Raw genomic sequence first — 12,246 nt, 5'->3', positions numbered from 1 at the left:
TCCGGCAGCGGTCGCCCGCCGTCAGCCCGCGGGCGGTCTGGAGTCCGCGTACGGGTTCGCTGGCTCGGGGACGCGCCGGACCGTCTCGACGTCGAGTGCCGCCGCCGCGGAAGGCGTGCCCATGGTCCCCACTGGCCGCCAGGTGCCGGTCACCGTGACCCAGGAGTCGGCCGGCGGGGGAGCGGTGCCGTGCATCGCGACCTTGATCGACTGCGAATCGGCCGCACAGCAGCTCAGGATGAGCCGGGTCAGGTACCAGGTTCGGTCGTTGCCGGGTGTGACGAAGCCGGTGAGCCGCACCGTACGGCCCTCCAGGCTCCGGCCCCGGTCCTGCCGTGCGCGGGCCCGGAAGTCCGAGAGCCGTAGGGCGACCGGGGAGGTGTCGGGCAGCGGAGCGAACCGCGCCTGCGTCCCGGTCGTCCGGTCGGACTCGCGTGCGGCGGTGTAGGAGCCGAGCGCGGGCGGGGTGAAGAACAGCAGAGTGATCGCCGGGAAGAACAGCAGCCAGGCGATCCGCGGCCCACTGCTGTGATCGTGACCGTGCCCATGGTCCCCGTAGCTGCCGTCGGACTCCGCCGAGCGCTTGGTGAAGGGGAAGCCGTCCCGCGCGGCGCCGACCATTCCCAGGGCGACCAGCAGCACCCCTGAGACGATCAGCAGCGGCCGCAGGCCCTCCTTCACGTACCGCAGGTACACCTCGCTGAGGAGCGAGATTTGCAGGACGCCCGCGCCGGAGAGCAGAAGCAGCAGAACCTGGACATTCCGCCTCACAGGATCCACCACCCGACGAGTGCGCTGCAGGCGACGGCGACCAGCGTCGTCGCCGTTGAGAACCGGGCGGCGAACGCCCGCCCGAAGGTGCCCGACTGCAGGGCGATGAGTTTGAGGTCGACCATCGGCCCCACCACCATGAACGTCAGCCTGGCCGTGGGGGAGAAGCCGGTCAGCGAGGCGGCGACGAAGGCATCCGCCTCCGAGCAGACGGCGAGCACCACGGCCAGCGCCGCGAGGAAGGCGACGGACAGCCACGCCGACCCGGAGAAGGTGTCCAGCACCGAGTGCGGCACGGCGACATTGAAGGTTGCCGCGGCCATCGCCCCCAGGACCAGGAAGCCGCCCGCGTGCAGGAAGTCGTGCTGGAAGCCGAGCCGGAACTCCTCCCACCGGCTGTGCCCCGGCCGGTGCCCGCCGGTGCGGACCGGTAGCCGCAGCCACTCCGCACGGCCCAGCCGGATCCACAGCCACCCCATGACCACGGCCGTGATCAGCGAGGCGAGAAACCGCGCCACCACCATCTCGGGCCGACCGGGGAAGGCGACGGCCGTCGCGGTGAGGACGACCGGATTCACCGCTGGAGCGGACAGGAGGAAGGTGAGCGCGGCGGCGGGGGCGACCCCGCGGCGGATCAGGCTCCCCGCCACCGGCACCGACGCGCACTCGCAGCCGGGCAGGACGACGCCGGCGGCGCCCGCCACGGGAACGGCGAGCGCGGGCTTCCGGGGGAGGACCCTGCTGAAGACATGGGCGGGAACGAACGCGTTGATGGCTCCCGAGAGCGCCGTACCCAGCAGCAGGAACGGCAGGGCCTGGACCACGATCGCGACGCAGATGGTCCGCCACGCCTGTAAGGCGGGCGCGTTGAGGCCGCCGACCCCCTTGGCCACGGCGAATGCGGCACCGAGGAGGAGCGCCGTGGTAGCCGCGAGGGTCCACGCGGACTGGTCGAGGGATCTTCTCCGGGCTAGGGGTGCTCGGGGTGCCGGTGAGGTCACCAGCGAAGCGTCGATCAGCTCGTCCGCTCTCTCCACACCGACTCCGAAGGTTCGCGACCGGGGGCTCTCACGATAGTGGGCAGCGGCTTTCGCCTCGGTACGCCGGGCGGCGATAAGGGTTATTCATCCGATTCGCCGGATACATCCATGAGCACCAAAGAGGCTGCTAATAGCTTCAATACAGCAAACGTGAACACCTCTGCTAAATCGGACAATCGGCCCCAGGTGAGCCATCTCACAGAACAATCCTGTGTTCATGCGCTGCTGGGTGCACGAAAGGGGCACATCCCCCAACTCGGTTACAGCTCGCCGATGGTGAGGAGTCGTTCCGTAGTAATGCCTATCGCTCTCGGGCAAGGGGCGGCAGCGCAGCGTGACACCACGCCAAATGGATCTCCGATAAAGCAATCCGCGGAATACCCGCTACTTGTCGCGAAGAAATTGATGCGTCTAGTTTTGCGCTGCCTGCCCATCGAAAGGGTGGGCGGCCTTCTGCCGGAGCGCCGAGTCCTGCCGCCGGCCGAAGGAGAACCACAACGCACCACGGCAGGAGCGGGGGAACCAGGTAAGTGCCGTACCTCGCGAATTTGTGAGGCGCGGCTTGGGGTGAAGACGTGCCGCAGCGCAAGGCGCTGGTCAGGGCGCGGCCGGGCAACTCCAGCCCGAACCCGACAGCTCACCTCGCAGGCGTAGGAGAGGAAGATCCCTATGTCTGCACGCGGTCGTCACCGCCGTTACAAGCCAAGTCGAGTTTCCCGAGCCTATACAGCCGCCGCCGCGGGCGGCGCCGGTATCGCGCTCCCCTTCATAGGCGTCAGCCACGCGAATGCCGCCTCCGTCGACACCTGGGACAAGGTTGCGGAGTGCGAGAGCACCGGCAACTGGAGCATCAACACCGGCAACGGCTTCTACGGTGGACTGCAGTTCACCCAGGACACCTGGAACGAGTTCGGCGGCACCGAATACGCGCCCCGGGCCGACCTGGCGTCCAAGGAGCAGCAGATCGCCATCGCCGAGAAGGTGCTCGCGGTCCAGGGCCCCGGCGCCTGGCCGGTGTGCTCGGGCAAGGCCGGCCTGACCAAGGGCGGACCCGCGCCCGAGGTCTCCCCCCAGGGGAAGAAGGCGTCCGCCCCGGCCGAGAAGAAGGCCGAGTCCAAGCCCGCCGCTGACAAGGGTGGGGCGAAGCCCGAGTCGTACACCGTCGTCCCCGGCGACTCCCTCTACAAGATCGCCACCGCTGAGCAGGTCTCGGGCGGCTGGCAGACGGTCTACGAGGAGAACCGAGAGGTCGTCGGCGACAACCCGAACCTGATCTTCCCGGGTCAGAAGCTCTCCATCGGCGACGGGAAGGCCGAGGCCACGCCGAAGCCGCCGGCCCCCAAGCCCGCCGCTCCCAAGCCGGAGAAGCCGCGGCAGGAGGCGCCGAAGCAGAACGCCTCCGGCTTCACCGCGCCGGTCGACGCCTCGCCGAGCACCCCGTACCGCGCTTCCGGCGGCAGCTGGGCCAGCGGCTACCACACGGGTGTCGACTTCTCCGCCCCCACCGGCAGCATGGTGAAGTCCATCGGTGCGGGCGAGGTCGTCTCCGCGGGCTGGGGCGGCTCGTACGGCAACCAGGTGGTCATCCGCCACGTGGACGGCAAGTACAGCCAGTACGCCCACCTGTCCTCGCTGTCCGTCTCCCCGGGGCAGAAGGTCTCCGGCGGTGACCGGGTCGGTCTGTCCGGCTCGACGGGCAACAGCACGGGTCCGCACCTGCACTTCGAGGTGCGCACCAGCCCGGACTACGGCTCGGACATCGACCCGCTCGCCTACCTTCGCGAGCACGGCGTCACGATCTGAGCCCGCGACATCGGGAGGGCATCTGCCCCCTCTCCTCACGACTGAGGCGTCCGAACCTGGCGACGGGGGCGGGCGCCTCAGTCGTTGTCGTCACCCGCGCGTCCGCGTTCCGAGGGCGCGGCTGAGGACCCGTGGTCATGAGGCGCGGCACAGGGCGCGGATGAGTCCGGCGTGCAGGGGATAGCGCGCGGTCAGTTCGGCCTCGTCCCCGCCCTCGTAGTCGGCCGGGGTGAAACCGGGGGCCATCGTGCAGCCGAGGAGCGCGCGATCGCCGCCGGGGCGTACCCGGGCACCCATCCATGTGCGGCCCGGCACGACGAACTGCACGTGCTGTCCGGCGCGGACGTCCTGCCCGAGCACCTCCACCCGGGAGTCCCCGCCGGGCTCCAGCAGCAACAGCTCGACGGGATCGCCCAGGTAGAAGTGCCAGACCTCGTCGCGCGGCAGCCGGTGCATGGCGGAGAAGTGGCCGTCCTCGACCGACAGCAGGAGGAGGATCGCCGAGCCGGAGGGGATCCCGTCCGCCGACTCCGGTCCCGCCCAGGTGCGGCGGAAGAGACCGCCCTCCAGGGGCAGCGGTTCCAGGCCGTACATGAGGACCAGTTCGCCGGCCGAAGGGATGGGATCACGCATGCACTGCCTCCGCGCCACGCTCGTGTGTGATGGACTTCACAGTATTCGGTATTCCGCTTCATGCATTGCGCGCGGACTGCCGTGTTCCGGCCAGTTTCGCAAGCGCGGGCAGTTTCCTCGCATCCTTTCCTAGGGGAAACCGCGTCCCGCGAGACGATGGTCTTGATAGAAGCTGACGGCTTTTCAGGAGGCTTCCGGAACGAGGATCTTCGAAATACCGAGGCACTCTTGTGGCGCCGGGAATACCCGTCCTAGCCTTTCGTGCGCCCGCAGGAGAGGAAGCGCGCTATGTCCGCACGTGGCCGCCACCGCCGCCATCAGCCGAACCGCATATCTCAGGCCTCCCTCACCGTCACCGCCGGCGGCGCGGGCATGGCCCTGCCCCTCGTGGGCGTCTCCGGGGCGACCGCGGCACCCGCCGACACCTGGGACGAGGCCGTCGGGTCAGGCGGGGTGGCGCTGACGCGCGAAGGAGTGGGCCCCCGGGCCGCGTCCGCCGGTGCGGCAAGGGCCGATACTCCGGCCACGGGCACCGAACGGCCCGCCACCGAACGCCAGGAGCGCGCGAAGCCCGAGTCCTACACCGTGGTCAGCGGCGACACCCTGTTCACCATCGCACGGGTACGCGATGTCGACGGCGGCTGGGAGCGGCTGTACGAGGACAATCGCGAGGTTATCGGCGGCGATCCGGATCTGATCCTCCCTGGTCAAAGACTCGCGCTCGGGCCGAGGACCAAGCCGCCCGGCAAGCCGGGTGCCGCCACGTCGCCGAAGGAGACGAGGGCGCCTAGGACGGCACACAAGCCCCGTACGAAGCCGCAGCGAGTGGCCCAACCGGCTCCCCACGCCGCGGAGTTCACCGCACCCGTCAGCGGTGTCGGCCCGAGCACGCCCTACCGTGCGTCCGGCAGCAGCTGGTCCAGCGGCTACCACACGGGCGTCGACTTCTCGGTCCCCACCGGCACATCCGTGCGGGCCGTCGCCGGCGGCCGGGTCGTCTCGGCGGGCTGGGGCGGGGCATACGGCTACCAGGTCGTCATACGCCACTCCGACGGCAAGTACAGCCAGTACGCGCACCTGTCGGCGCTCACTGTCCGTCCCGGCCAGCCGGTGGGCGGAGGCCAGCGGATCGGCCGGTCCGGGTCGACCGGCAACACCACGGGCCCGCACCTCCATTTCGAGGTGCGGACCGGCCCGGACTACGGCTCCGACATCAATCCCCTTGGCTACCTGCGAGACAACGGCGTCGGCATCTGAACCCCCGCTCGGCAGAGCTTGTTCATGACGTCGGCGTTGCGCGGCCCCGTCAGGCCGCTGACCCGGAGTCGTGCCCGGTGGGTTCCCTCCCGGCAGGTGCGGGCGGGCCCGACCCGTCCCGGATACTGTCGAGCTGTTCCGCCGCCGGGCGCAGGAGCCACAGGTCACCCCCCGGCGGGGTCTGCAGCTTCCTCAGCGCGGCCCGCGCCTCGCGGTCACCCGCGTCGGCCGCCGCGTGGACGATGTCAGAGGCGGCGTAGGCGCGGAAGTCGAGTTCGGGATGCGGCCACGGCTGGGCTCCGGTGGCGGCGGGCAGCAGATAGCGGACTGCCCCGAGGATGCTGCCACCGCCCGGGCCGGTGTAGCGCCACAGGTCGACCCCGACGCGCTCGCCGATCGCCGCGAGACGGGTGAACGCGACGAGATTGAACGTGGAGTAGTGCCAGCTGCGCGTGCGGGAGAGCTCGCCGGGCTGGCGGCCGTCGCGGGCGATCTGCGCGTTCACCAGTCGCGTACGGGCGTCGACAACCGTGCTACGGGCGAGGTCCTCGCGGCCGACCGCGGCGGCCAGTGCGGCCACCTGCATGGCGTGGAAGGTGCCGTGGTTGTTCTTGGCCGCGGCTTCCTCTTTGCCGAACGCGCTGTTCAGCAGCCAGTCGAGGAACTGGACGTTCCAGGTGCGGAATTCGCTGCTGTCCCGGTGCGACCAGCCGGGGGCGCCGGTGTCCAGGATCGCGGCGGCGTCGACGAGGCTGGTGAAGCCCTGTGAGAAGTCGATGATGCCGATGGCGCGGCCGTCGTACTTACACGGGATGAACTGGGCATGGACAAGGCGGGGGTTCATCCGGGTCGTCGGGTCCACGAACCAGGTGCGCAGGATGCGTGCCGCGTGTTCGGCGTAGGAGCGCTCGCCGGTGTAGTACCACGCGAGGGAGAGCTCGTAGGCCGATGCGAAGACCTTGGCGCGCTCGGGGTGGTCGGTCATCCGGTCCACATCGGGGTTTCGCTCGCCGTCCCGCTGAACGTACGGACAACCGTAGGGATTGGCCTCTGTCTTCGGCTGGGTGGGCCACCAGTACGGGGCCTGGCTGAAGTAGTCGTGTCTGTCCCCGCTCGGCGGCACCTGTTCCTTGTCGGTGACCGTCCACGGTCCCTGGTCCAGCCATGCGTCGGCCCGTGCGGTGAGTGCATCCAGCGCTCGTATGGCGTCCTTGTCGCCGGCCCGTACTTTCGCCCGCGCCCTGAGGAGTTCCTTGCCTTCGAGCACGACGGTCCGCGGCACTGCGGGAATCCGTTCCGCTTCGGTGCGGCCGACCGCATGCCCCATCGGCACGGTGACGGCCGCGACGAGGGCGGCGAGTACGAGGGCGACGCGGCCCATGTTCCTGCGGGCGGTGCGGCGTACTTCAGGTCGTGCGTCGTCCACGAGGCACTCCGATCGAGCGGTGGCCGGCCGAGTGTTCTCGTATGTGAACCTGGGGCTCGCATGTGAACACCGGTGATGCGTGGGGAACGTAAGCCCCCGCGGCACCGCCGTCAAGGCCCAGGCCGCTGATCCCCTGTCAGTCTCTGCCCGGTGCAAGGCGGGTGTCGTAACGGGGAGCGCCCCCGGTGCGACCACCGCACACAGGCGTGGGGCGACCATGCGTGTGTCACTGGCGCCGTTCGCGCCGCATGAGATCAGCGTGATAGGGGCTCACGGATCGTCGTCGACGTCGCGTCTGCTGCTGCGGCCCGCGCGGTACGGTCGGGCGTCGGTGCCCGGATCCAGTTCGAGGGCCTCCAGCAGGAGGACCAGATCCTCCGCGTCGCGGGCGTAACCGGCGACCACCCTGCGGGCCTTGGCGCGCAGGTCCCGCCACTCGCTCGCGGCCCGTTTCGCTTCCTGTCCCTGGCCCTTGGTCGCCTCTCCCGGGTCGAGATGGGGCGGCCGGCGCCCGGATGAGGGGTTCATCGGACGATCCTCGCGTCGGCGCGCTCGCCCGTCGCAGGGGCGCGGCCGAAGGTCACCGGATCGGCCCACCGTGGCCACCGCGGTCGACGAGCTTGCTCGCTGCCGGGAGACTGCCGAGAGAAGTGCTGTAGTCTTCAACTAGCGGTAGCGCCGCCATGGAGTCGGCATCCATCCCATGCGCCCCGCACCTCAGTCGGCCTCGGCCAGGTCCCCCCGTCCTGGCCGAGGCATTTTTCTGCGCCAACGTGAGCTCCCCGACGCAAGCGCGGGGCGGCGTGCGGCGTGCGGCGGTCGGCTGCCCTGACTGCACTCGGTGCCACCGCCGGCTGAACACCCGGACGGGCAGGGCCGTACTACACGGCAGGCGGGCCCACCGCCCGACCCGCCAAGGAGGTCTGCCGGATGACCGTCCATCGCACCGCCGTCGCGGCTGCCTTCGTCGGTGTCGCCCCGCTCCTGCTCACCGCGGTGGCCGCGGGGCCGGCTCAGGCGCACGGGGCGCCGACGGATCCGATCAGCCGCGTCGCCGCCTGTGGCCCGGAGGGGGGACGGCGCACGGCGTCGGCGGCCTGTGCCGCGGCGGTCGCCGCGGGCGGTGGGCATGCGTTCGACGACTGGGACAACCTGCGACGGCCCGACGTCCGCGGCCGGGACCGCAGAGTCATCCCCGACGGCCAGTTGTGCAGCGCCGGGATCGATGCCTACAAGGGGCTGGACCTCGCTCGCGCCGACTGGCCCGCGACCAGGATGAAGGCCGGCACCGACTTCACTCTGACCTACCGGTCGACCATCTCGCACCAGGGGACCTTCAGCCTGTATCTCACGAAGCGGCGCTACGATCCTGCCGCGCCCCTGAGCTGGGACGACCTCGAGCCGAAGCCACTGGTCTCGGTCACCGACCCGGCGCTCGAAGACGGTTCGTACCAGATCCGCGGGAGGCTTCCGGCCGGGCGGACCGGTCGCCATGTGCTCTACACCATCTGGCGGAACTCCGACACACCGGACACCTATTACTCCTGCTCCGACCTCGATCTCACCAGCGGCGACGGCGGGGCGGCTCGTGGCGGCGGTACGGCCGTCAGTGGCGCCGACGACAGGGGGAGTCCGCGCGGTGAGGCCACCGCAGGTGCGGACCGGCCCACGAACAACCGGCCGTCACCCGGAGCGTCCCCCAATGAGCCGAGGACGGCGGCCGCCGGATCGCACGGTGACGTCGTGCCCGTGCTCGCAGGCGCCGCGGCACTTCTCGCCCTCGCCGCGGCGGGGGCCTTCGCCCTACTCCGTCGGCGGCGGCTTCCCTGACCGTCGCGTTTCTCGCCGCCGTCGGGCACACCCCGCGGCGCAATCGACCGTAAGGAGACCTCCGCCGTGTCCCAACCCCTCGAAACCGGCGTTCTGCGCAGTGCCGCGCACAGCCCGTCCTGGGCCATGCTCAACCGCGTCGCGCCGGGCACCCAGGGGGCCGGCCGGCCCGAGACGTACGGCCGCGTCGAGACCTACGGCCGCGTCGAAGCGTATGCACAGGGTGAGGCGTACCCCCGGGCCGCGTCGTCCGCCGACCGACTCGACTTCTGCATCCCGTGCAATCCGTACTTCCCCACTCCGGACATGTTCGGGCGGCTGCAGGGCTCCCTGGAGACGATCCTGAAGTACTACCCCAGCGACGCCGATACGGTCACGGCCGAGCTGTGCGCCGTGCTCGGACTCAATCCGCAGACCGTCGCGATGGGAAACGGATCCACCGAGCTGATCACCTGGATCGACCATCTGCTGGTGCGCGAGAGCCTGGCCGTTCCCATCCCGACCTTCGGCCGCTGGACCGATCAGCCCCTGGAGACCGGCAAGCGGGTCGACATGTTCCCGCTGCGCGAAGAGCAGGACTTCGCCCTCGACCCCCAGGACTACGTCCGGTTCATCCGGCGGCGAGGCTCCAAAGTGGCCGTCATCTGCAACCCCAACAACCCCGACGGGGGCTACCTCCGGCGCCATCAGGTGCTGTGGCTCCTCGAGGAGCTGGCCGATCTGGATCTCGTGGTGGTCGACGAGTCCTTCATCGACTTCGTCGACGCCGAGCGCAACCCGTCGATCGCAGATGAAGCGGCGATCCGGCCCAATGTCGTCGTTCTGAAGAGCCTCGGGAAGAACTTCGGTCTGCACGGCATCAGATTCGGCTACCTCGTCGCCAACCCGGCCCTCGCCGCCACGGTGCGCAAGGCGCTGCCCAAGTGGAACCTCAACTCCTTCGCCGAGACCGTGGTGTTCATGCTCAGGGATTACGGGATGCAGTACCGGCAGAGTTTGGCCCTGCTCGCTCGCGACCGCGCCAACATGTCGATCGCGCTCGCAGGCCTGCCCGGGCTCGTGGTCTTTCTCTCCCAAGGCAACTTCCTCCTGGTGAAGTTGCCCGACGGCGTCGACGGCGCCGCGCTGCGCGACCGGCTGCTCGCCGAGCACAACCTCTTCGTCCGCGAATGCGGCAACAAGCTCGGCAGCAGCAGCCAGTTCCTGCGGCTGGTGGTCCGTCCGCAGGAGGACGTCGAGCGGCTGCTCACCGCCCTCCGCTTCTGCCTGGAGGGAGGGCCCTCGGCCGTGTCCCGCCACCCGGCGCGGGCCGCCCTGTCGCCCGCGCCTCCGGCAGCGCTCACCCCGGTGCCGGGCCCGGCCTGACGGCCCGCGGGGGCGCGCACCCGGGGGAACTACGGGCCCCCGGGCGCGCGGGGGGACCTGGCGTCGGCCCCCGGTGACTACGGCTCGTACAGCGCCTCGATCTCTTTCGCGAAGTCCCGGGCGACGGCCTCCCGCTTGATCTTCATCGACGGCGTGAGATGTCCGTTCGCCTCGGTGAAGTCCACCGGCAGGATGCTGAAGCGGCGGATCGACTCGGCCCGCGACACCAGCTCGTTGGCGTCCGCCACCGCCTGCTGCACCTCGGCGCACAGGTCGGGGTCGAAGGCCAGCTCGGCCCTCGTCGCGCTCTCCTTGCGATGGATCGTCTTCCAGTGCTTGAGGCCGTCGGGATCGAGCGTCACCAGAGCCGTCACGAACGGCCGGTTGTCGCCGATCACGATGCACTGACCGATGAGCGAGTGCGCGCGCAGCCGGTCCTCCAACGGCGCAGGTGCGACATTCTTGCCGCTCGCCGTGATGATGATCTCCCGCTTGCGGCCGGTGATGGTGAGGTAGCCGTCCTGATCGAGCGCGCCGATGTCGCCCGTGGCGAACCACCTCTCCTCGTCGCCCCGAGACGGGGGCGAACCCTCGTCGAACGAGGGCCAGGAGGGAGGCGGGCCCACCGTGAAGGGCACGGCGGCACCGAGCACGGCATCCCAGTAGCCGGTGAAGACCTGGCCGCCGCGGACCAGGATCTCCCCGTCGTCGGCGATCCGGATGCCCGTGCCGGGCAGCGGCCAGCCGACGGTTCCCAGGCGGGGCTTGAGCGGTGGGGTGACGGTCGCCGCGGCAGTGGATTCCGTCAGACCGTAGCCCTCGAAGATCTCGATGCCGGCGCCCGCGTAGAAGGCGGCGAGGCGGTGGCCGAGCGGAGAACCGCCGCAGATGGCGTACTTGACCTTGCCGCCGAGGGCGGCGCGGATCCTGCGGTAGACAACGGGGTCGTACACCGCGCGGGCGGTCCGCAGAGCCATCCCCGGCCCCGGGCCGGTGCCGTGCTCCTCGGATTCGTGGGCCTCGCCCCAGCGCTGCGCGATCTTCGCCGCACGGTCGAACGAGGCCGCCCGGCCCATCGTCTCGGCCATCGCCCGAGCCGTGTTGTAGATCTTCTCCAGGACGTAGGGGACGACGAGGACGAAGGTCGGCTGGAAGGCGGCGAGGTCGGTGAGGAGAGGTTCGGTCTTGATGCTCGGGGCGTGCCCGAGTCGTACCCGGGCGCGCAGGCAGCCGATGGCGACCATCCGCCCGAAGACGTGCGAGAGCGGCAGGAAGAGGAGTGTGGCGGCGGGCTCCTTGGAGACCGACTTGAAGCAGGGGTGCAGCAGCTCGATCGCGTTGTCCACCTCGGCGAGGAAGTTGCCGTGCGTGAGGACGCAGCCCTTGGGCCGGCCCGTGGTGCCGGAGGTGTAGATGATGGTGGCGACGGAGTCGGGAGAGAGCCCGGAGCGACGAACGTGCACCTCGCTGTCGGGGACACCGCGGCCGGTCTCCTTGAGCTCGTCGATCGCCCCGGCGTCGAACTGCCACAGATGGGCGACGTGCGGGAGCTGATCGAGTGCCGCATCGATCAGCAGCGCCTCGTCGACGCCTTCGACGGCACAGCCGACGGCTCCCGTGTCCTGGATGATCCAACGGGTCTGCTCGGCCGAGGAGGTGGGGTAGATGGGCACGGTGATCAGGCCGGCGGCCCAGGCGGCGAAGTCGAGAAGCGTCCATTCGTACCGCGTAGGAGCCATGATCGCGAGACAGTCTCCCGGGCGCAGGCCGTGTGCGATCAGTCCCTTGGCCGTGGCCAGCACCTCCGCGGCGAACTCCGCCGCCGTCACGTCCTGCCATGTGCCGTCCGGCTGCTTGCGGCTCAGCACCGCATCATCCGGCGCCTGGTCGGCGTTGTCGAAGGGGATATCCGCAAGGCTGCCGTGGGTGGGCGGAGGTACGAGCGGGGGCACGGCGACCTCCCGGACCTTCCCGTCCACGACGATCTTTCTCGGCTCCACCAGCACGGGCTGCGCCTGTGCTTCCTGTACGGACACGATCGGCTCCTCTTCACTCGGCCACCGGCACGCAGTCGGGCGCGGTGACCTACGGGAAGGTACGAGGACAAGCAACATCGATAAA

10 protein-coding genes and 1 riboswitch are annotated in these 12,246 nt (G+C 70.1%); of the genes, 4 read left to right on the top strand and 6 right to left on the bottom strand.

All coding sequences use genetic code 11. From position 1 onward, the window contains the following. Positions 1-21: 21 nt before the first annotated feature. Together ACTWQI_RS18350 and ACTWQI_RS18345 are read right to left on the bottom strand one after the other, a co-directional pair. On the bottom strand, positions 22-771 hold the full coding sequence (locus ACTWQI_RS18350) for a TIGR03943 family putative permease subunit (protein WP_443271714.1): 750 nt from the start codon (positions 769-771) through the stop codon (positions 22-24). Next, on the bottom strand, positions 768-1,808 hold the full coding sequence (locus ACTWQI_RS18345; protein ID WP_443271711.1) for a permease: 1,041 nt from the start codon (positions 1,806-1,808) through the stop codon (positions 768-770). The genes ACTWQI_RS18350 and ACTWQI_RS18345 overlap by 4 nt, the downstream gene beginning before the upstream one ends. Before the next feature lie 491 nt (positions 1,809-2,299). Then, positions 2,300-2,477: riboswitch (cyclic di-AMP (ydaO/yuaA leader) on the top strand. 3 nt (positions 2,478-2,480) lie between these two features. Here ACTWQI_RS18345 and ACTWQI_RS18340 point away from each other — a divergent pair. Beyond that, positions 2,481-3,614, top strand: a complete 1,134-nt coding sequence (locus ACTWQI_RS18340) for a transglycosylase family protein (protein ID WP_443271709.1) — start codon at positions 2,481-2,483, stop codon at positions 3,612-3,614. A 135-nt stretch (positions 3,615-3,749) separates the two neighbouring features. Here the strand turns inward: ACTWQI_RS18340 and ACTWQI_RS18335 are convergent, their stop codons facing one another. After that, a complete protein-coding gene (locus ACTWQI_RS18335; protein ID WP_443271707.1) occupies positions 3,750-4,247 on the bottom strand; it encodes a cupin domain-containing protein in 498 nt (165 codons plus the stop codon). A gap of 288 nt (positions 4,248-4,535) precedes the next feature. Here ACTWQI_RS18335 and ACTWQI_RS18330 point away from each other — a divergent pair, with 288 nt between their 5' ends. Then, positions 4,536-5,504, top strand: coding sequence for a M23 family metallopeptidase (locus tag ACTWQI_RS18330; protein WP_443271705.1), 969 nt, complete (start codon positions 4,536-4,538; stop codon positions 5,502-5,504). Positions 5,505-5,553: 49 nt separating this feature from the next. Here ACTWQI_RS18330 and ACTWQI_RS18325 read toward each other — a convergent pair whose 3' ends face one another. Together ACTWQI_RS18325 and ACTWQI_RS18320 are read right to left on the bottom strand one after the other, a co-directional pair. Beyond that, positions 5,554-6,885, bottom strand: coding sequence for an alginate lyase family protein (locus ACTWQI_RS18325; RefSeq protein ID WP_443271910.1), 1,332 nt, complete (start codon positions 6,883-6,885; stop codon positions 5,554-5,556). Positions 6,886-7,200: 315 nt separating this feature from the next. Then, positions 7,201-7,458 (bottom strand): hypothetical protein, encoded by a 258-nt coding sequence (locus ACTWQI_RS18320; protein ID WP_443271704.1) that lies wholly within the window; start codon positions 7,456-7,458, stop codon positions 7,201-7,203. A gap of 402 nt (positions 7,459-7,860) precedes the next feature. Between ACTWQI_RS18320 and ACTWQI_RS18315 the strand changes: the two genes are divergently transcribed. Then, positions 7,861-8,760 (top strand): lytic polysaccharide monooxygenase auxiliary activity family 9 protein, encoded by a 900-nt coding sequence (locus ACTWQI_RS18315; RefSeq protein ID WP_443271702.1) that lies wholly within the window; start codon positions 7,861-7,863, stop codon positions 8,758-8,760. Positions 8,761-8,826: 66 nt separating this feature from the next. After that, positions 8,827-10,125, top strand: coding sequence for a pyridoxal phosphate-dependent aminotransferase (locus ACTWQI_RS18310; protein WP_443271701.1), 1,299 nt, complete (start codon positions 8,827-8,829; stop codon positions 10,123-10,125). A 77-nt stretch (positions 10,126-10,202) separates the two neighbouring features. On the opposite strand, the gene ACTWQI_RS18305 is transcribed toward ACTWQI_RS18310, so the two are convergent. Further along, a complete protein-coding gene (locus tag ACTWQI_RS18305) occupies positions 10,203-12,239 on the bottom strand; it encodes an AMP-dependent synthetase/ligase (RefSeq protein WP_443271699.1) in 2,037 nt (678 codons plus the stop codon). Between the last annotated feature and the right edge of the window lie 7 nt (positions 12,240-12,246).

This window comes from Streptomyces sp. KR80 (assembly GCF_052245555.1).
Taxonomy (GTDB): Bacteria; Actinomycetota; Actinomycetes; order Streptomycetales; family Streptomycetaceae; genus Streptomyces.
This window is presented reverse-complemented; position numbering and strand designations above follow the sequence as displayed.